This is a genomic window from Streptomyces melanosporofaciens (assembly GCF_900105695.1).
GTDB lineage: Bacteria > Actinomycetota > Actinomycetes > Streptomycetales > Streptomycetaceae > Streptomyces > Streptomyces antimycoticus.
The window spans coordinates 4,679,649-4,697,490 of sequence record NZ_FNST01000002.1 but is presented as its reverse complement, the minus strand read 5'-3'; the positions used below and the strand labels follow the sequence as shown (position 1 = coordinate 4,697,490).

Sequence of the window (17,842 nt, the reverse complement as noted above, 5' to 3'; positions counted from 1 at the left end):
TATCCCGTCCGCATCCCGGCCGTATCCCGGCCTTGCGAGGCGCCCTACTCCTCCGCGCGCAGCGCCTCGTCCAGCGTGGCGACCGGCTGAAGCACATCCAGCATCCGCCCGGCCCGCAGGGTGCGGAGGATCAAGGCGTTGTCGCAGACCAGCCGCATCCGCCCGGCCCGCTCCCCTGCACGCCGATGGGCCCGGCACAGCAGTCCCAGGCCCGAGCAGTCGAAGAAGGCGGCCGGCCGTAAGTCCACGATCACCGCGGGCTCGTCCCCGGCCGTGGCCGCGTCCAGCGCCGGTCCGACACTTCCCACCCCGGCGATGTCGATCTCACCGTGGAGCTCCACGACGGTGTACCCGCCGACCCGGTACGTACGGGCGCGGGGAGCGGTGACGTCGGCGGCGGCGCCGTCCTGAGCGGCCGGATCACCCGCCCCGCCCACGGGCTCCCGTGCGGCGTTCTGGGCACCGCGCTCCAGCGGCGCCGGCGCATCACGGGGAGCGCCTTGCTGCGTCATCGCGATATCCCCTCGGAACGGCACACTGCCCCCTCTCACCTTCGTCAGGGTCCCGGAAGCGGGCAGGGTCGGGCATCGGGTGTGAATCCGCCGGGTCCTTGGGCGACGTCTCGCGAGCGTAAAGGGGTGACCCCCGGTTACAGAGGTAGGGACGCAGCATTCCGCCGGTGAATACCGCTCGTTCGAGTGAATTTCGGTTCTTACTATTGACACTTGGTCAGATGCGACTTAGGTGAAGGCATCACCGCCCCCTCCGGTCGCCGGACCCGCCACCCCCGCGATCGCCGGAGTCAGATCCTCCAGCACCTCGAACGCGTCGTCCAGCCGGACCATGCGCAGCAGCCGCACAAACCGCGGTTCGTCGATGACGAGCCGCAGCCGCCCGTCCCGCTCCAGCACGCGATTGCGCAATCGGCACAGTAACGACAATCCGGCACAGTCCAGGAAGGTGACCGGCCGTAGGTCCAGGACCAGATCCGGACACCGTGCCTGGATGAGGGAATCGAGCCGAGCCACGATCCGCCCCGCGGCGAAGATGTCCAACTCTCCCGCGATCTCGGCGACGGTGACACCGCCGAGTGCATGGACCCGGACGCCGAAGGCGGGCCGATCATCGAACATGCAAGCCTCCTTGACCTGGTGGAGGCGCGCGACACCGGAGCCCGCGGCCACGCCGGTCATCGCCGGGGTCCAGGCCGGCCCTTCAGTAGATGACATACCCATCTACCCGGCTGACCAGTCAACGAACGATGCGGCACGTGTCGTTGGCCTATTAAGGCCCCTCGGGCTCGAACTGTTACTCACCGGTAGAGCAGAGATCTTCTCAAGTCCATCAAAAGCCGTGAGCATGCCATCCGGCAATCGCCTCGAAGCGAAGGATGTGACCGATGACAGCAGGACGCGTGCGATCACGGCGGCTGGGCATGACGACGGTGGTCGTGGCCCTCGCCATCGGCGTCGGCGGAACCGCCACCACGGCGACCGCCGCCACGCCCGGCACCACCGCCACCACGGCGGCCCCGGCGGCGCCGTCGAGCGCCACCGCCGCCGAGGACGTCGACTACGAGACCTGGCAGCGTGACGTTCGCGCCATCATCGACGAGCAGGCCCGCCCCTACCTCGAGGAGCGCACCGCCGACCCGTCGGGCGAGAAGCAGGCCATCGTCCTGGACATCGACAACACCTCGCTGGAGACGGACTTCGGCTTCACCTTCCCCCAGCCCCCCGTCGAGCCGGTCCTGAAGCTCTCCCAGTACGCGCACGACCGCGGCGTGGCCGTCTTCTTCGTCACCGCGCGGCCCGGCATCATCTCCTGGCCGACCGAGTACAACCTGGAGAAGGTCGGCTACTCGGTCGCCGGTCTGTACGTACGCCACCTGCCGGACCTCTTCCGACACGTGGCCGACTACAAGACCGCCAAGCGGGCGGAGACCGAGAAGAACGGCTACACGATCATCGCCAACATCGGCAACAGCCCCACCGACATCAGCGGCGGCCACGCCGAGAAGTCCTTCAAGCTCCCGGACTACGACGGCCGGCTCTCCTGAGTCACGGTCGGGTCATCCCCTTCCGCCACCGCTCATCGCCCCCGCCGGGGGAATGCCGAAAACTCCAGATCTTGGCGCCCAAGATTGGTGAGTAGACCGAGCGCACGGCAGGTCTGCTCCGCTCAAGACTGGACACACCGCAGACTGTGCGTCGAGATCTCCGCAAACGGCGCGGATACGTCGGCACTGGCGCGAAGGGGATGACCGATGACCGGCTCACACGTACTGGCACTCGGCCACTACCAGCCCGCGAAGGTGCTCGGCAACGACGACCTCGCGGCCATGGTCGACACCAGCGACGAGTGGATCCGCAGCCGGGTCGGCATCCGCACCCGGCATCTCGCCCGCCCCGACGAAACGGTGGACGAGATGGCCGCGGCGGCCGCCGCCAAGGCGCTGGCCCACAGCGGTCTTGCCCCCTCCGACATCGACCTCGTGCTCGTCGCCACCTGCACGGCGATCGACCGCAGCCCCAACATGGCGGCCCGGGTCGCCGCCCGGCTCGGGCTCGCCCACCCCGCCACCATGGACCTCAATGTGGTGTGCGCCGGTTTCACCCACGCCCTCGCCACCGCCGACCACACCATCAGGGCCGGGGCGGCCACCGCGGCCCTGGTGATCGGCGCGGACAAGTTCAGCGCGGCCACCGACTGGACCGACCGCTCCACCTGCGTCCTGACCGGCGACGGCGCGGGCGCGGCCGTGGTGGTGGCCGCCGAGCGGCCGGGCGTCGGCCCGGTGGTGTGGGGCTCGGTCCCGGAGATGGGCGGCGCGGTCCGTATCGAGGGCACACCGCCCCGCTTCGCGCAGGAGGGCCAGACCGTCTACCGCTGGGCCACCACCCATCTGCCGCCGATCGCGCGGGAGGTGTGCGCACGGGCCGGGATCTCCCCGGAGGAGCTGGCCGGGGTCGTGCTGCACCAGGCCAATCTGCGGATCATCGAGCCGGTCGCCCAGAAGCTGGGCGCGGTCAACGCGGTGATCGCCCGCGATGTGGTGGAGTCCGGCAACACCTCGGCGGCCAGCATTCCGCTCGCCCTCTCCAAGCTGGTCGAGCGCGGGGAAGTGGCCTCCGGCGCCCCGGTGCTGCTCTTCGGCTTCGGCGGCAATCTGTCGTACGCGGGCCAGGTCATCCACTGCCCCTGACGGCGCCCAGACCGGCCCCCCGCATGACGTCCGATTCGTTCAAGACCGGCCGTCGGCCCGCTGCCTACGCTGCCCGTATGACAGCACGATTCAACGCCATCGGCCTGGTCGTCGCCGACCTGGCCACCTCCCTCGCCTTCTACCGCCGCCTCGGCCTCGACATCCCGGCCGAGGCCGACGCCCAGCCGCACGCCGAGGCCGCCCTGCCCGGCGGGGTGCGGCTGATGTGGGACACCGTCGAGACGGTGCGCTCCTTCGACCCGGAGTGGACGCCGCCGAGCGGCTCCCACCAGGTGGCGCTGGCCTTCGCCTGCGACAGCCCGGCCGATGTGGACAAGACCTACCAGGACCTCGTGGGCGCGGGCGTACGCGGCAAGAAGGAGCCGTGGGACGCGCCGTGGGGCCAGCGCTACGCGACGGTCCTCGACCCCGACGGCAACAGCCTGGACCTCTTCGCGGCGCTACCCTCCTGACCCCTGGAGCAGACGGCCCAGGGGGACGCCGGTCAGGGTCCTGACCTCGCGGGCGAGATGTGCCTGGTCGGCGTAGCCCGCCGTGGCCGCGACCTCGGCGAAGGGGACGCCGGTGCGCGCGAGGTCCAGGGCCCGGTTCAGCCGCAGCACCCGGCCGAGCGTCTTGGCGCCGTAGCCGAACGCGGCGAGGGAGCGGCGGTGCAGCTGCCGCTCCCCCAGCCCCACGGCGGCGGCGATTCCGGCCACGCCCGTCCCGCGCGAGACCCCGGCGACGATCGCGGCGAGCACCGGATCGGGCGGCTTAGCCGTCCGCAGGCGGCCCAGGGCAGCCTCCTCCAGCAGACGGCCCTGGACCGCCTGCCGCACCGCCGTCCGCTCCGCTTCGGCGATCCGCTCGGCGTCGGCGATCCGCTCTGCCAGCCGCCGGACCTCCGCGCCCGGCCAGAGCGCGGCCAACGGCACGAGCTGATCGCGGAGTTCATGCGCCGGTACGCCGAGTACGGCGGGGCCCTGACCTGGGGCGAAGCGCAGGCCCACGGCGCGGGTGCCGGGCGGGCCGGGGGCGAGACGAGCGCGGGTGTCCGGCCCGGCGACCAGCAGCTCGCCGTCGGGTCCCGCCTCGGCCCAGATCAGATCCGTGCAGCCGTCCGGGAGCACCCGCTGCGGTCCGGTGCCGGCCGTACGGGTCCACACCGCGGCGCCACGGCCGATCAGCGCCCTTCGCTCGCGGTACGCGCACTCCCGGTCTTCGCGTTCCCAGCGTTCCCGTTTTTCGCGCTCCCGGTGCTCGCTCAAGGGACCTCGCGCAGATACATCGCACCGCACGAATGACAGAAGGGCCCCGAGTCACCCGTGGCCCACAGATCGGCGGCCTGGGTCTCGGCGTCCGGGGCCAGCTCCCGCCCGCACATCGCGGTCGTTCCGTTGCCGCGGACCATGTGCCAGATCTTGACGGGCGCGCCCGCGACCCGGCCGGAGCTGCCCTCCTCGTATTCGGCGCGCATCTCGTGCAGCATGGCGGTACACCTCCTGCTCACCACCACTACTTCTCCATGCTCCCGCCACGCCAGGCCGAGCGCCACCTCCGCCGCCGCACCCGCCGCCACGCTCCGCCGCCGCTAGAAGACGGACCAGCCGGTCAGCGTGGTGAAGTGGTCCAGGGCGGCCACTCCGGCCACCGAGTTGCCCCGGGCGTCCAGGCCGGGGCTCCAGACGCACAGCGTGCAGCGGCCGGGGACCACCGCGACGATGCCGCCGCCGACGCCGCTCTTGCCGGGCAGCCCGACACGGTAGGCGAAGTCGCCCGCCGCGTCGTACGTACCGCAGGTGAGCATGACCGCGTTGACCCGCTTCGCCTCGCTCTGCGACAGCAGCCGCGAGCCGTCCGCGCGCAGCCCGTGGCGGGCCAGGAAGCCCCCGGCCAGGGCCAGGTCGCGGCAGCTCATCTCGATCGAGCACTGCCAGAAGTAGTGCTCCAGGACGGTCGGCACCGGGTTGTGGAGGTTGCCGTAGCTCGCCATGAAGTGGGCGACGGCGGCATTACGGTCGCCATGGGCGGACTCGGAGACGGCGACCTCCTGGTCGAAGGCGAGGTCCGGATTGCCGCTCTCGGCGCGCAGGAAGTCCAGCATGGTGGTGCTGGCGTCGCCGGTAAGGGTCTGCAGCCGGTCGGTGACGACCAGCGCCCCGGCGTTGATGAACGGATTGCGCGGGATGCCGTTCTCGTACTCGAGCTGCACCAGGGAGTTGAAGGGGTTGCCCGAGGGCTCCCGGCCGACCCGCCGCCACAGCTTCTCGCCGTCGTCGGCGAGGACGAGCGCGAGGCTGAACGCCTTGGAGATGGACTGCACCGAGAACGGCCGCTCCCAGTCGCCGACCCCGGTGACATGGCCGTCCACGTCGGCGAGGGCGATCCCGAAGCGGTCCGCGTCCACCGAGGCGAGCGCCGGGATGTACTGCGCCACCCGGCCCCGGCCGATCTGCGGTTTCACAAGGGCCGCGACCTCGTCCAGCACTGCCTGGTAGTCCATGGTGCGGTGCGTCTCCCGGTGCGATGTGGAACGGATGGACCGGCTCGCACGATAACGCGCCCCCCACCTCCCATCACCCCATGTGTTTATGTGCGTGCGATGGGTAAGCAAGCGGGTGAACGAGGCGGGCCGCGACCGGGGCCCGCCGTACGAGCGGAACGGAGGCGCTCATGGCCTCACCCATGTCCGCGGGGGACTTCCTGGCGGCGCTGACGGACGAGGGCGTGCGGGTGACGCAGGTCGGCGACTGGCGGGACCACAACAGAAACCACAAGGGCCCGTGGGGCCCGGTGCACGGGGTGATGATCCACCACACCGTCACCTCCGGCACCGAGCAGACGGTGGAGATCTGCCGGGACGGCTTCGAGGGGCTGCCCGGCCCGCTGTGCCACGGCGTGATCGCCAAGGACGGCGGGGTCCATCTGGTCGGCTACGGCCGCGCCAACCACGCCGGTCTCGGCGACGACGACGTCCTGCGGGCGGTGATCGCCGAGCGGGCCCTGCCGCCCGACAACGAGGCGAACACCGACGGCAACCGCGCCTTCTACGGCTTCGAATGCGAGAACCTGGGCGACGGCGAGGACCCGTGGCCCGAGGCCCAGCTCGACGCGATCGCGCGGGCCGCGGCGGCCGTGTGCCGCCATCACGGCTGGACCGAGCGCTCGGTGATCGGCCACCTCGAATGGCAGCCGGGCAAGGTGGATCCGCGCGGCTTCACCATGGCCGCGATGCGCGACCGGATCCACGAGCGGCTCAAGTAGCACCCTCGCCTACGAGGTGTCCCGGTGGCCCTCTCAGCAGGGCCCGGGGCGAAACCCCACCCCCCAGCCCCTCCGGCGCTTGAGGAGCGGGGCCCGGGGCGAAACCCCACCCCCAGCCCCTCCGGCGCTTGAGGAGCGGGGTCCGGGGCGGAGCCCCAGTTGTGGGAAGGGGCGGGGAGGGGAGCAGCCCGCCGCAGGCGTCACGATCGGCCGGACACCCCCCAGCACCGGGTACGGCAGGCGGCCGCGGAGGGGCGGTGAGCCTCAAGCCCCCTCCTCCGCGGCCCCCTCCCGGTAGAGCGCCGCCTCCTCCAGGTCCAGCCGCCGCAGCAGCGACCGCAGCATCTCCTCGTCGATCCGCCGGGCGTCCCGCAGGTCCACGAACACCTTCCGCTCGGCCTCGATCATCTCCCGGGACAGCCTCCGATAGGTGTCGTCCGCCGATTCGCCGGTCACCTCGTTGACCGCCCCGAGCCGCTCCCATACGGCGTTGCGGCGCTGTTCCAGCACCGTGCGCAGCCGGTCGGCGAGCGGCGGCGGCAGGGCGTTGCGCTCATCGTCGAGCAGCTCCCCCAGGCGGCTCTCGGCCGCCAGTGACGCCTGGTTCTGCGCCTGTGCTTCGGCGAGCGTCTCGGCCCGTGGATCGCGGCCCGGCAGCCCGAGCAGCCGGATCAGGGAGGGCAGGGTGAGCCCATGGACGACCAGGGTGCCGATGACGGTCGTGAAGGTCAGGAAGAGGATCAGATTGCGGGCCGGGAAGGGTTCCCCGCCGTGCATGGTCTGCGGGATCGAGAAGGCGATGGCCAGCGAGACCACCCCGCGCATCCCGGCCCAGCCGACGACGACCGGCGCGGTCCAGTTGGTGCCGGGCTCGCGCTCGCGGATCCCGGGGAAGAGCATGCGCGGCACGAAGGTCGAGGGGAAGACCCAGATGTAGCGGGCGGCCACCACGGCCAGGAAGACGACGGCCGCGTACCAGGCGGCCTCGTCCGCCCCGTACTCCCCCAGACCGCCCACCACGACCCGCAGTTGCAGCCCGATCAGCGCGAACACCGCCGACTCCAGTACGAAGTCGATCATGCGCCAGACCGCGGCCTCCTGGAGCCGGGTCGCGAAGTCGACCTGCCAGGAGTGGTGTCCGAGGTAGAGCCCGACCACCACGACGGCCAGCACACCCGACGCCTCGAACTGCTCGGCGGTGGCGTAGGCGACGAAGGGGATGAGCAGCGAGAGGGTGTTCTGCAGCAGCGGGTCCCGCAGCCGGATGCGCAGCCAGTGCAGCGGCACCATCAGGATCAGACCGACCACGACGCCGCCCACGGCCGCGAAGGCGAACTCCCGCACGCCCTCGGCCCAGCTGACGCCCTCCCCCACCGCCGCGGCCAGCGCCACCCGGTAGGCCGTGATCGCGGTCGCGTCGTTGAACAGGGACTCGCCCTGGAGAAGCGTGGTGAGCCGGGAGGGCAGCCCGATCCGGCGGGCGATGGTGGTGGCGGCCACGGCGTCCGGCGGCGCGACCACCGCGCCCAGCACCAGGGCGGGGGCCAGCGGCAGCCCCGGGATCACCAGATGGGCGACCACGCCGACCGCGACCGTGGCGAAGAGCACATACCCGACCGAGAGCAGCGCGATGGGCCGCAGATTGGCGCGCAGATCCAGATACGAGCTGTCCAGCGCGGCGCTGTGCAGCAGCGGCGGCAGCACCAGGGGCAGCACGATATGCGGGTCCAGGGTGTAGTCGGGCACCCCCGGGACGTACGAGCCGACGAGCCCGACCACGACCAGCAACAGCGGCGCGGGCACCGGGGTCCTGCGGGCCGCGCCGGCGACCACCGCGCTGCCCGCGACCAGCATCAACAACGGCAATACGTCCATCGACCGACCCGTCCCCGCCGGTCGTGCCGACGGTCGTCCATGTGATCCGCCCACGCGGCGCTTTAGTCTGGCAATCATGAGCGAGTGCCTGCATGTTCCCGCACTACCGCGCCCCGAGCCGGAGCCGCGGTCCGACACCTGTCCCGAATGCCTGGCGGTGGGCAGCCACCCCGTCCAGCTGCGGAAGTGTCTGGTCTGCGGCCACGTGGGCTGTTGCGACTCCTCGCCGTACCAGCACGCGACCCGGCACTTCGAGGAGACCGGTCATCCGGTGATGCGCAGCTTCGAGGAGGGCGAGGAGTGGCACTGGTGCTACGTGGATCAGCTCATCGTGTAGGCCCGGCCTCGCGAACGCCCTGGTCTTGGCGTTTTCCGCGCATTGTGGGAGATCGACCTCCGCGTTTGTCGGCCCGGGCCGCTAGCCTTCACCACATGATCCGATCAGCGAAGCCGTCCGACGTTCCGGCGATCCATGCGATGATCCGCGAGCTGGCGGACTACGAGCGGGCTCCGCAGGAGGCGAAGGCCACCGAGGAGCAGCTGCGCGAGGCGCTCTTCGGGGCGCATCCCGCGGTGTTCGCGCTGATCGCCGAGGAGACCGGCGGCGCCGGAGAGCCCGGCGGGCCGGTGGGGTTCGCCCTGTGGTTCCGTAACTTCTCCACCTGGACAGGCACCCATGGCGTGTACCTGGAGGACCTGTACGTCACCCCGCGGGCCCGCGGGGGCGGCCACGGCAAGGCGCTGCTCGCCGAGCTGGCGCGGATCTGCGTGGAGCGGGGCTATGCCCGTTTCGAATGGTCGGTGCTCGACTGGAACGAGCCCGCGATCGGCTTCTACACCGCGCTCGGCGCGGAGCCGATGGACGAATGGACGGTGCGCAGGCTCTCGGGAGAGCCTCTGCGAGAGCTGGCCGCTCAGGCCATGGGCACCGCCGTGACCAGCGATTACCTGAGTGAGGCGACATCTCTTTCGAATTGAGACCGCAAACCCTCTAGCCACGCTGCGTACTCATGTGCTTACTATGAGTGATATCGCGGCTCTGTGGGCCGGGGTTCACCCGTGATGGGGGCCGTGCTTCGTCCGGGCGACACCGAACCGCAGATCGCGATAGCGTCGCAGCCAAAGTACATACAGCGCCGGTCCGTCCACCCTCCACCATAAGGGTTCGGGGCCGACGCTCCAATCAGCTCAGCTCAATCAGCTTGTGTCACCTTGGAGGTGAGGGTGTCCCAGATCGCAGGCGAGCCCGGGACCCAGGACTTCGTGGAAGTCCGGCTGCCCGCTGCGGGTGCCTATCTGTCGGTGCTGCGTACGGCGACCGCCGGCCTCGCAGCCCGCTTGGACTTCACCCTCGACGAAATCGAGGATCTGCGTATCGCCGTGGACGAGGCATGCGCGATCCTGTTGCAGCAAGCCGTGTCCGGCAGTGTGCTGAGCTGCGTCTTCCGCTTGATCGACGACGCACTGCAGGTCACCGTCTCGGCTCCCACCACTGACGGCCGCGCCCCCGAGCGCGACACCTTCGCCTGGACGGTGCTCTCCGCGCTGGCGGGCAAGGTGGACTCGACCGTGGCCGAGGACCGAACGGTCAGCATCAGCCTGTACAAGGAGCGCGGCGCCGGCCCCGGACAGCCGTGACGGAAAAAGGGGGCTCCGTGAGCACTGCATCATCGCGGGGAGTGGGTACCCCGGCCATCCCGCACCCGCCGGCCCGGCCGCATCCCGCGGACTCGGAGGCGGCAGGAGACCGACCAGAGCGGGCGGACCACATGGATCAGCACGAACAGGTGCATCAGCAGCACGATCCACATGACCGGAGCGGCGCGCGGGCGATGTTCCTCGAGCTGCGCGGGCTGCCGGAAGGCTCCACCGAGCGGGCCGAGCTGCGCAACAACCTCGTGCGTATGCATCTGCCGTTGGTGGAGCACCTGGCCCGGCGCTTCCGCAACCGCGGTGAGCCGCTGGACGACCTCACCCAGGTCGCCACCATCGGGCTCATCAAATCCGTGGACCGGTTCGACCCGGACCGCGGGGTGGAGTTCTCGACCTATGCGACACCCACGGTCGTCGGCGAGATCAAGCGCCACTTCCGCGACAAGGGCTGGGCGGTGCGGGTGCCGCGCCGGCTGCAGGAGTTGCGGCTGTCGCTGACCACCGCCACCGCGGAGCTCTCCCAGCGCCATGGCCGCGCTCCGACCGTCCATGAGCTGGCCCAGCATCTGTCCATCTCCGAGGAGGAGGTGCTGGAGGGGCTGGAGTCCGCCAATGCCTACAGCACCCTGTCCCTGGACGTCCCGGACACGGACGACGAGTCCCCGGCGGTCGCCGACACCCTCGGCGCGGAGGACGAGGCACTGGAGGGCGTCGAGTACCGCGAATCGCTCAAACCGCTGCTGGAGGATCTGCCCCCGCGCGAGAAGAAGATCCTGCTGCTGCGCTTCTTCGGCAATATGACGCAGTCGCAGATCGCGCAGGAGGTCGGCATCTCCCAGATGCATGTCTCCCGGCTGCTGGCCCGCACACTCGCGCAGTTGCGCGACAAGTTGCTGGTCGAGGAGTAGCGAGCGCATCCGGCCCACGGTGCCCGGGGCTTCCCGGGCACCGGCCGTGCGGACACCTACCGGCTGTGTCCGGCTAGGCGTCGCGGGGGCCGATGCCGAGGGCCTCGGTCGCCGTCGGGTTGATCAGCAGCGCCATGACGGCGAGGGCCGCGATGGCGGTGGCCACCCCGGCGGCGATCAGCCCGCCACCGTTCTGCACCAGCGTCCAGGCCACCGGCAGCGCCATCAGCTGGGTGATCATCGCGGGGCCGCGGCTCCAGCGGCGCCGCAGCCACAGCCCGCGGGCCGCCAGCAGCGGCAGCAGGGCCAGCGCGACCACGGTGACCCCGAGCATCTCCGCCTGCTGGGGGCTCTCCGGGTCGCCGGTCAGCCCCATGATCAGTACGTAGACGCCGAACCCCAGCAGCACCACGCCCTCCGCGGCGGCCAGCACCGCGGCGACGGTCAGCCGGGTGGGGCGGGGCCCGGTGGGCGCGGCGTCGGCGGCAGCGGCGCCGGTCGCCTTGGCGGCGGCCCCGGCCTCCGGCCGGGCCGTGGCCTGCTGCGCCGCGGCCTTCCGCTCGGTCGCCTTCCGCGCCGTGGACCTCTGCGCCTTCTTCGCGGTAGCGGACTTCTTACTGCTCACCCCCGCAGCCTAGCCGTCTCCGGGCCGCCGGGACCCTACCCCCCTCGGGCCGGTCGGTCCGGATAGGTAGGCTGGCGCGCATGCGCGCGCTTCTTGTGGTCAACCCGGCAGCAACCACCACCAGTGCCCGCACTCGGGATGTTCTGTTCCACGCACTCGCCAGCGATCTGAAGCTGGACGTGGTGACCACCGAGTACCGGGGCCATGCGCGCGATCTGGCCCGGCGGGCGGTCGACGGCGGCACGCATGAACTGGTCGTGGCCCTCGGCGGCGACGGCACCGTCAACGAGGTCGTCAACGGACTGCTCCATCACGGCCCCGCCCCGCGCGAGCTGCCCCGGCTCGCGGTCGTTCCGGGCGGCTCCACCAATGTCTTCGCCCGCGCGCTCGGGCTGCCCAATGACGCCGTCGAGGCGACCGGCGCCCTGCTGGACGCGCTGCGGGACGGCACCGAGCGCACCGTGGGCCTCGGGCTCGCGGCCGGCACCCCCGGCACTCCGGACGAGTCGGTCCCGGCCCGCTGGTTCACCTTCTGCGCCGGGCTCGGCTTCGACGCGAGCGTCATCGGCCGGGTCGAGCAGCAGCGCGAGCGCGGCAAGCGGTCCACCCATGCGCTCTATATACGGCAGATGGTGCGGCAGTTCATCGGGGAGCCGCATCGGCGGCAGGGCGCCATCACCATTCGGCGGCCGGGCCAGGACCCGGTCGAGGGGCTGGCGCTGTCGATAGTCTGCAACACCTCCCCGTGGACGTTCCTGGGCAACCGTCCGGTCTACGCGTCCCCCCAGGCGTCCTTCGACACCGCCCTCGACGTGCTGGGACTCACCAAGCTGTCGACGTCGGCGGTGACCCGCTACGCGACCCAGCTGCTGATGTCGACGCCCGAGCGCGGCCCGCGCGGCAAGCATGTGGTGGGGCTCCACGACGTGGAGGACTTCACCTTGCAATCCCAGGCGCCACTGCCGTTCCAGATGGACGGTGACCATCTGGGACTGCGTACGAGCGTGACGTTCACAGGCGTACGCCGTGCACTGCGTGTGATTGTGTGAGTGAGAGCGCAAAAAGTCCTTCCACTCGAACGTTTAGGCTGGCCTCCACCCACCGGAAGTACGGCTGTGACCGAGTCGACACCAAGGAATCAAAAAAAACTTTCCGGAAGGGGTTGTATCCGCCGCCGAGGTTTGCGAGTCTCTTCTTGGCGATCGGGACGGCCTCCAGAAGGCCCCCTTGAGAGCCCGAACCCCCACCTCATTCCACGGGACTGCACCAGCCCCAACTGGTCGGCGTCCCTACCCTTGCGGGGGGATTCGTGAAAGCGTTCACATTCACAAGCAACGAGCCCGCAATACGAGGAGATGGAGCAGCCATGGACTGGCGTCACAACGCCGTTTGCCGCGAGGAAGACCCCGAGCTGTTCTTCCCCATCGGCAACACCGGTCCTGCGCTGCTGCAGATCGAGGAAGCCAAGGCCGTCTGCCGCCGCTGCCCCGTCATGGAGCAGTGCCTGCAGTGGGCGCTTGAGTCCGGCCAGGACTCCGGCGTCTGGGGTGGCATGAGCGAAGACGAGCGCCGCGCCATGAAGCGCCGTGCCGCTCGCAACCGGGCACGCAACGCCAGCGCCTGAAGCCCGCACCCCGTGGCCCCCGAGCCGCAGCGCGTAGTACCCCCGATGCGCACAGCACATTGAGCTTTGAGCCCCGGACCAGATGGGTCCGGGGCTCAGTGCTTTCCGGGGTACGGGGCTACGACCCACCGGGAGTTGCCCGGATGTGGTCAGCGTCTCAGTGCTTCTCGGCACGCACCGGGAAGTCCAGCACCACACGGGTGCCCCGCTCCGGCGCGGGCACCATGTCGAACGTGCCGCCCAGTTCCCCCTCCACCAGGGTGCGGACGATCTGCAGACCCAGGTTTCCGGCCCGCTGGGCGTCGAACCCCTCGGGCAGTCCGCGCCCGTCGTCCTGGACGGTGACCACCAGCCGGCTCTCCTCACCGGCGCCACCGCGCACCGCCGAGACCTCGACCGTGCCCTGCTCCCCCGGTCCGAAGCCGTGCTCCAGCGCGTTCTGCAGCACCTCGGTCAGGACCATGGACAACGGGGTGGCGACCTCGGCCTCGAGAATGCCGAAGCGCCCGGTGCGGCGGCCGGTCACCTTTCCGGGCGATATCTCGGCCACCATGGCCAGCACCCGATCGGCTATGTCGTCGAACTCGACCCGCTCATCGAGGTTCTGGGAGAGGGTCTCATGGACGATCGCGATCGAGCCGACCCTGCGCACCGCCTCGTTGAGCGCCTCCCGCCCCTGCGCCGAATCCATCCGGCGGGCCTGCAACCGCAACAGAGCGGCCACCGTCTGGAGGTTGTTCTTCACCCGGTGGTGGATCTCCCGGATGGTGGCGTCCTTGGTGATCAACTCGCGCTCGCGTCGACGCAGTTCGGTGACGTCCCTGAGCAGCACCAGCGAGCCGATGTGCAGCCCCTTGGGCTTGAGCGGAATGGCCCGGAGCTGGATGACCCCGTCGCCGCCCTCGACCTCGAACTCCCGGGGCGCCCAGCCGCTGGCCAGCTTGACCAGCGCCTCGTCCACCGGGCCGCGCACCGGGGCGAGTTCGGCGGTGGTCTTGCCCAGATGGTGGCCGACGAGGTCGGCGGCGAGCCCGAGCCGGTGGTAGGCGGAGAGCGCGTTGGGGCTCGCGTACTGGACCACCCCGTCCGCGTCGAGCCGGATCAGCCCGTCGCCGGCGCGCGGTGACGCGTCCATGTCGATCTGCTGATGGGGGAACGGAAACGATCCGGCGGCGATCATCTGGGCCAGGTCGGACGCGCTCTGGAGATAGGTGAGCTCCAGCCGGCTGGGGGTCCGTACGGTCAGCAGATTGGTGTTCCGCGCGATCACCCCGAGGACCCGGCTCTCCCGCCGGACCGGGATGGACTCCACCCGGACCGGCACCTCCTCGCGCCACTCGGGGTCGCCCTCCCGGACGATCCGGCCCTCGTCGAGGGCGGCGTCGAGCATGGGACGGCGGCCTCGGGGCACGAGATGGCCGACCATGTCGTCCTGGTAGGAGGTGGGCCCGGTGTTCGGCCGCATCTGCGCCACCGAGACATACCGGGCGCCGTCGCTGGTGGGGACCCACAGCACCAGATCGGCGAACGAGAGGTCGGAGAGGAGCTGCCACTCCGAGACCAGCAGATGGAGCCACTCGAGGTCGGAGTCGTCGAGTGCGGTGTGCTGGCGGACGAGGTCGTTCATGGAGGGCACGTTGCGAGCCTACCCTCACCGGTGGATTAGCCTATTCGCGCATAAGCATGGACAGACAGCAGTGGTCTAGTCCAGAATATCGAGCACTGCGATCTTCCGCTCTCCCCGCACAGGAGGGCGGATCGAGGAGCCCGGAGCGCTCTGCCCTGACCGCCCGGGGTCCTCAGGTCGGCCGCTCGGCCGATGCAACTCCGGGCTGCGGTGCCGGGTGGGTTGAGGGTCCCGCCCTGGCGCCGCGGCCCGCGGGTGTCCCACCCGTCGTACCTCAGACTCCCGAGCACCCGGCGTACTCAGGCTCCCGCGCCTCCTCGAAGGCCGCGGGAGCCTTTTCCGTGCCCCCAGCAGTACGCCAGGCCGTACGCCTCAGCGGGTCTCCGTCACCTTCGCCAGCGCCCTGGGCGCGTCCGGGTCCTGGCCGCGCGCGATGGTGACCTCGTACGCCAGCATCTGCAGCGGGAGGATCTCCAGGATCGGCTGGAGCTCCTCGGCGACCCCGTCCGTCGGCAGGGCGAACCCGGCCGAGGCCCGCTCCACCTCCGACGCGCTGCCGATGACGACGAGGTCGGCGCCCCGGCCGCGCAGCCGCTCCAGGACCGGCTGCAGCGCCTGGCCGCCCTTGCCCTCGGTGACGATCGCGATCACCGGCGAGATGTTGTCGACCATGGCGAGCGGACCGTGCAGCAGATCGGCGCCGGAGTAGGAGAGCGCCGGGATGTAGCTGGTCTCCATCAGCTTCAGGGCGGCTTCCTTGGCGGTCGGATAGCCGTAGCCCCGGGAGGTGAGGACCATCCGCTCGGCGAAGCGGTAGCGCGCCGCGAGCTGCCGGACCTCGTCCTGGCGGTCGAGGATCTGCTGGGCGAGGTCGGGCAGCACCTTGGCGGCCGCGCCGTCGCCGCCGCGCAGCCCCTCCACGAAGAGGTAGAGGGCGAGGAGTTCGGCGGTGTAGGTCTTGGTCGCGGGCAGCGCCTTCTCCGGCCCGGCCAGGACGTCGATGTGGAATTCGGAGACGGCCGCCAGCGGCGAGTCGGCGTTGTTGGTGACCGCGAGGGTGATCGCACCGGCCGCGCGGGCGGCCTCGGTGGAGGCGACCAGGTCCGGGGAGCCGCCGGACTGGCTGACGGTGATCACCAGCACATCGGTGAGGTCCGGCTGGGCGCCGTACGCGGTGGTGGTGGACATGGAGGTCAGACCGCACGGCTTGCCGAGCAGCACCTCGAGCAGGTACTTGGCGTACAGCGCCGCGTTGTCCGAGGTGCCGCGGGCGGTGAGGAGGACGAAGCGCGGGTTGCGGGCGGCGATCCGCTCCGCGACCTCACGGATCCTCGGGGCGCCCTGGTCGAGGATGCGGCGCAGCACGGCGGGCTGCTCGGCCATCTCGCCGGACATGATCCGGCCCGGCTGGTCGCTGCGCTGGGCCGTCGTCGTGGCGGACATGCTGGGTGCCTCCAGGTGGCTCTGTGCCGGCTGTGCTCGGTGGGGCTGGGGATCAGTCCCCGGGGTGGTCACCGGCGCCGATGCCGACGATCACCTCGGCCGCCGCCCGTCCACACACCCGGGCGGCGCCGTGGGTCGCGATGTGCAGCGCTCCGGCGGGCGGCGCCTGGGGCACTCCCATCTCGACGACGACCGTCTCCGGCCGGGCGGCGAGCAGGGCGTCCAGCGCGTCGGCCATCCAGGGGTGCCGGTGGACATCGCGGACCACAGCGACGATCCTACGGTCCGCCGCGGTGTCGAGCATATTTTCGATCAGCGCGGGGACGCCCCCGGCCTCGGCGTCCTGCCGCCCGTAGGTGGCGGCCTGGGTGCCGGGGCGCAGCCGGGCCAGTTCGGCGCCGACGCCCCAGGGGGTCTCCTCGCCGACGGCGATGTTGGCGACCGGGGTGAAGGCGGCGACGTAGGCGGGCCCGGTCACCGGCTCGTACGACAGCCCGGCCGGGGTGACTCTGAGCGCCCGGCGCGCGGCGGCGAGCCCCACCCCCGCGGCGGGCTCGATGCCATGCGCCGCGCGCGGTCCCGCGGAGTGCCGCGTCCACTGCCCCAGGGCGCGCACCCGCGCGGCCGCCTCGGCCAGCCGCTCCTCCGCCAGCCGTCCCTCGATGACGGCCGTGACCAGCGCGTCGCGCAGCCGCAGCACGGTGTCCTCGTCGGCGAGTCCGCCGCCCACGCAGATCGCGTCGGCGCCCGCGGCGATCGCCATGACGCTGCCGTGCTCGATGCCGTACGCGTCGGCGATGGCCCGCATCTCCATACCGTCGGTGACGATCAGCCCGTCGAAGCCGAGGCCGCCGTCGGCCACGGGCCGGCGCAGCAGGCCGTGCAGCGCGGCGGGGCTGAGGGTGGCGGGCAGGTCGGGGTCGAGCACGGGCAGCAGGATGTGCGCGCTCATCACGGCCTTGGTCCCGGCGGTGACGGCGGCGCGGAAGGGCACCAGTTCGCGGGCGGTCAGGGTGTCGAGCCCGGCGTCGATGCGCGGCAGCGCGTGGTGGGAGTCGACGGCGGTGTCGCCGTGGCCGGGGAAGTGCTTGGTGCAGGCGGCGACCCCGGCGCTCTGCAGGCCCTCGATGTACGCGGCGGTGTGCCGGGCGACGAGCCCGGGTTCGGCGCCGAAGGAGCGCACGCCGATGACCGGGTTGTCGGGGTTGGAGTTGACGTCGGCGGAGGGCGCCCAGTTGAGGTTGACTCCGCATTCCGCGAGGCGGCGGCCCAGCTCGCGGGCGACGGCCCGGGTCAGCTCCGGGTCGTCGACGGCGCCGAGCGCCAGGTTGCCGGGGAAGGAGGACCCGGCGCGCACCTCGAGCCGGGTGACGTCACCGCCCTCCTCGTCGATGGCCACCAGGACGTCGTCACGCTCGGCGCGCAGCTGGGCGGTGAGGGCGGCGAGCTGCTCGGGCGAGGTGATGTTCCGGCCGAACAGGCCGACGGAGGCGAGCCCCTCGCCGAGCCGCCGCAGCAGCCAGTCGGGGGCGGTGGTGCCGGTGAAGCCCGGCTGCAGAACGGTGAGAGCGTCGCGGGTGAGGGTGGCGGAGTCATGCGCGAGGGTCGTCATAAACCG

The 17,842-nt window shown here is 71.3% G+C and carries 20 protein-coding genes; 10 read left to right on the top strand and 10 right to left on the bottom strand.

Annotated elements, in window-relative coordinates:
- Nucleotides 1-44: 44 nt before the first annotated feature.
- On the bottom strand, nt 45-512 hold the full coding sequence (locus BLV72_RS23205; RefSeq protein WP_093464589.1) for an STAS domain-containing protein: 468 nt from the start codon (nt 510-512) through the stop codon (nt 45-47).
- A 228-nt stretch (nt 513-740) separates the two neighbouring features.
- A complete protein-coding gene (locus tag BLV72_RS23200) occupies nt 741-1,133 on the bottom strand; it encodes an STAS domain-containing protein (RefSeq protein ID WP_093470497.1) in 393 nt (130 codons plus the stop codon).
- A gap of 266 nt (nt 1,134-1,399) precedes the next feature.
- Between BLV72_RS23200 and BLV72_RS23195 the strand changes: the two genes are divergently transcribed.
- The 3 genes from BLV72_RS23195 to BLV72_RS23185 all read left to right on the top strand — a co-directional run bounded on the left by BLV72_RS23195 (nt 1,400) and on the right by BLV72_RS23185 (nt 3,678).
- Nucleotides 1,400-2,059 (top strand): HAD family acid phosphatase, encoded by a 660-nt coding sequence (locus tag BLV72_RS23195; RefSeq protein WP_093464587.1) that lies wholly within the window; start codon nt 1,400-1,402, stop codon nt 2,057-2,059.
- A gap of 207 nt (nt 2,060-2,266) precedes the next feature.
- Nucleotides 2,267-3,205 (top strand): beta-ketoacyl-ACP synthase III, encoded by a 939-nt coding sequence (locus tag BLV72_RS23190; protein WP_093464586.1) that lies wholly within the window; start codon nt 2,267-2,269, stop codon nt 3,203-3,205.
- Nucleotides 3,206-3,282: 77 nt separating this feature from the next.
- The gene (locus BLV72_RS23185; RefSeq protein ID WP_093464584.1) at nt 3,283-3,678 is read left to right on the top strand and encodes a VOC family protein; all 396 of its coding nucleotides are present in this window, start codon (nt 3,283-3,285) and stop codon (nt 3,676-3,678) included.
- Here BLV72_RS23185 and BLV72_RS23180 read toward each other — a convergent pair.
- From BLV72_RS23180 to BLV72_RS23170, 3 genes are all read right to left on the bottom strand, one after another.
- Nucleotides 3,667-4,392, bottom strand: a complete 726-nt coding sequence (locus BLV72_RS23180; RefSeq protein ID WP_093470496.1) for a helix-turn-helix domain-containing protein — start codon at nt 4,390-4,392, stop codon at nt 3,667-3,669. The genes BLV72_RS23185 and BLV72_RS23180 overlap by 12 nt on opposite strands.
- Nucleotides 4,393-4,469: 77 nt before the next feature.
- Nucleotides 4,470-4,694 carry a hypothetical protein gene (locus tag BLV72_RS23175; protein WP_059147773.1) on the bottom strand — a complete coding sequence of 75 codons (225 nt, stop codon included), beginning with the start codon at nt 4,692-4,694 and terminating at the stop codon, nt 4,470-4,472.
- 102 nt (nt 4,695-4,796) lie between these two features.
- Complete coding sequence (locus tag BLV72_RS23170; protein WP_093464583.1) at nt 4,797-5,708, bottom strand: glutaminase; 912 nt, start codon at nt 5,706-5,708, stop codon at nt 4,797-4,799.
- A gap of 170 nt (nt 5,709-5,878) precedes the next feature.
- On the opposite strand from BLV72_RS23170, the gene BLV72_RS23165 reads away from it, so the two are divergent.
- Complete coding sequence (locus BLV72_RS23165; RefSeq protein ID WP_174887427.1) at nt 5,879-6,469, top strand: peptidoglycan recognition protein family protein; 591 nt, start codon at nt 5,879-5,881, stop codon at nt 6,467-6,469.
- A 264-nt stretch (nt 6,470-6,733) separates the two neighbouring features.
- Here the strand turns inward: BLV72_RS23165 and BLV72_RS23160 are convergent, their stop codons facing one another.
- The gene (locus tag BLV72_RS23160; protein WP_093464581.1) at nt 6,734-8,344 is read right to left on the bottom strand and encodes a Na+/H+ antiporter; all 1,611 of its coding nucleotides are present in this window, start codon (nt 8,342-8,344) and stop codon (nt 6,734-6,736) included.
- 76 nt (nt 8,345-8,420) lie between these two features.
- Here BLV72_RS23160 and BLV72_RS23155 point away from each other — a divergent pair, with 76 nt between their 5' ends.
- From BLV72_RS23155 to BLV72_RS23140, 4 genes are all read left to right on the top strand, one after another.
- Nucleotides 8,421-8,681, top strand: a complete 261-nt coding sequence (locus BLV72_RS23155) for a UBP-type zinc finger domain-containing protein (protein ID WP_059147777.1) — start codon at nt 8,421-8,423, stop codon at nt 8,679-8,681.
- Between the two features lie 95 nt (nt 8,682-8,776).
- Nucleotides 8,777-9,322 (top strand): GNAT family N-acetyltransferase, encoded by a 546-nt coding sequence (locus BLV72_RS23150; RefSeq protein WP_093464580.1) that lies wholly within the window; start codon nt 8,777-8,779, stop codon nt 9,320-9,322.
- A 246-nt stretch (nt 9,323-9,568) separates the two neighbouring features.
- The gene (locus BLV72_RS23145) at nt 9,569-9,982 is read left to right on the top strand and encodes an ATP-binding protein (RefSeq protein WP_014054819.1); all 414 of its coding nucleotides are present in this window, start codon (nt 9,569-9,571) and stop codon (nt 9,980-9,982) included.
- Between the two features lie 17 nt (nt 9,983-9,999).
- Entirely contained in the window at nt 10,000-10,905 is a 906-nt protein-coding gene (locus tag BLV72_RS23140) for an RNA polymerase sigma factor SigF (RefSeq protein ID WP_372458320.1), read from the top strand.
- A gap of 73 nt (nt 10,906-10,978) precedes the next feature.
- Here the strand turns inward: BLV72_RS23140 and BLV72_RS23135 are convergent, their stop codons facing one another.
- Nucleotides 10,979-11,530 carry a hypothetical protein gene (locus tag BLV72_RS23135; RefSeq protein WP_093464577.1) on the bottom strand — a complete coding sequence of 184 codons (552 nt, stop codon included), beginning with the start codon at nt 11,528-11,530 and terminating at the stop codon, nt 10,979-10,981.
- 80 nt (nt 11,531-11,610) lie between these two features.
- Here BLV72_RS23135 and BLV72_RS23130 point away from each other — a divergent pair, with 80 nt between their 5' ends.
- Together BLV72_RS23130 and BLV72_RS23125 are read left to right on the top strand one after the other, a co-directional pair.
- Nucleotides 11,611-12,579: a diacylglycerol/lipid kinase family protein gene (locus BLV72_RS23130; protein WP_093464575.1), complete on the top strand. Its 969-nt coding sequence runs from the start codon at nt 11,611-11,613 to the stop codon at nt 12,577-12,579.
- Nucleotides 12,580-12,896: 317 nt separating this feature from the next.
- A complete protein-coding gene (locus BLV72_RS23125) occupies nt 12,897-13,154 on the top strand; it encodes a WhiB family transcriptional regulator (RefSeq protein ID WP_014054815.1) in 258 nt (85 codons plus the stop codon).
- A 157-nt stretch (nt 13,155-13,311) separates the two neighbouring features.
- Here the strand turns inward: BLV72_RS23125 and BLV72_RS23120 are convergent, their stop codons facing one another.
- The 3 genes from BLV72_RS23120 to BLV72_RS23110 all read right to left on the bottom strand — a co-directional run bounded on the left by BLV72_RS23120 (nt 13,312) and on the right by BLV72_RS23110 (nt 17,836).
- Nucleotides 13,312-14,781: a sensor histidine kinase gene (locus BLV72_RS23120; RefSeq protein WP_093464574.1), complete on the bottom strand. Its 1,470-nt coding sequence runs from the start codon at nt 14,779-14,781 to the stop codon at nt 13,312-13,314.
- Nucleotides 14,782-15,153: 372 nt separating this feature from the next.
- A complete protein-coding gene (locus BLV72_RS23115; protein ID WP_093464572.1) occupies nt 15,154-16,224 on the bottom strand; it encodes an SIS domain-containing protein in 1,071 nt (356 codons plus the stop codon).
- Nucleotides 16,225-16,276: 52 nt separating this feature from the next.
- Entirely contained in the window at nt 16,277-17,836 is a 1,560-nt protein-coding gene (locus BLV72_RS23110) for a glycoside hydrolase family 3 protein (RefSeq protein WP_093464571.1), read from the bottom strand.
- Nucleotides 17,837-17,842 lie beyond the last annotated feature (6 nt).

Coding starts and splice junctions, on each gene's coding strand:
- BLV72_RS23150 (WP_093464580.1), top strand. CDS start 8,777: ATGATCCGATCAGCGAAGCCGTCCGACGTTCCGGCGATCCATGCGATG.
- BLV72_RS23175 (WP_059147773.1), bottom strand. CDS start 4,694: ATGCTGCACGAGATGCGCGCCGAATACGAGGAGGGCAGCTCCGGCCGG.
- BLV72_RS23125 (WP_014054815.1), top strand. CDS start 12,897: ATGGACTGGCGTCACAACGCCGTTTGCCGCGAGGAAGACCCCGAGCTG.
- BLV72_RS23190 (WP_093464586.1), top strand. CDS start 2,267: ATGACCGGCTCACACGTACTGGCACTCGGCCACTACCAGCCCGCGAAG.
- BLV72_RS23120 (WP_093464574.1), bottom strand. CDS start 14,781: ATGAACGACCTCGTCCGCCAGCACACCGCACTCGACGACTCCGACCTC.
- BLV72_RS23205 (WP_093464589.1), bottom strand. CDS start 512: ATGACGCAGCAAGGCGCTCCCCGTGATGCGCCGGCGCCGCTGGAGCGC.
- BLV72_RS23200 (WP_093470497.1), bottom strand. CDS start 1,133: ATGTTCGATGATCGGCCCGCCTTCGGCGTCCGGGTCCATGCACTCGGC.
- BLV72_RS23130 (WP_093464575.1), top strand. CDS start 11,611: ATGCGCGCGCTTCTTGTGGTCAACCCGGCAGCAACCACCACCAGTGCC.
- BLV72_RS23170 (WP_093464583.1), bottom strand. CDS start 5,708: ATGGACTACCAGGCAGTGCTGGACGAGGTCGCGGCCCTTGTGAAACCG.
- BLV72_RS23115 (WP_093464572.1), bottom strand. CDS start 16,224: ATGTCCGCCACGACGACGGCCCAGCGCAGCGACCAGCCGGGCCGGATC.
- BLV72_RS23160 (WP_093464581.1), bottom strand. CDS start 8,344: ATGGACGTATTGCCGTTGTTGATGCTGGTCGCGGGCAGCGCGGTGGTC.
- BLV72_RS23165 (WP_174887427.1), top strand. CDS start 5,879: ATGGCCTCACCCATGTCCGCGGGGGACTTCCTGGCGGCGCTGACGGAC.
- BLV72_RS23155 (WP_059147777.1), top strand. CDS start 8,421: ATGAGCGAGTGCCTGCATGTTCCCGCACTACCGCGCCCCGAGCCGGAG.
- BLV72_RS23110 (WP_093464571.1), bottom strand. CDS start 17,836: ATGACGACCCTCGCGCATGACTCCGCCACCCTCACCCGCGACGCTCTC.
- BLV72_RS23195 (WP_093464587.1), top strand. CDS start 1,400: ATGACAGCAGGACGCGTGCGATCACGGCGGCTGGGCATGACGACGGTG.
- BLV72_RS23185 (WP_093464584.1), top strand. CDS start 3,283: ATGACAGCACGATTCAACGCCATCGGCCTGGTCGTCGCCGACCTGGCC.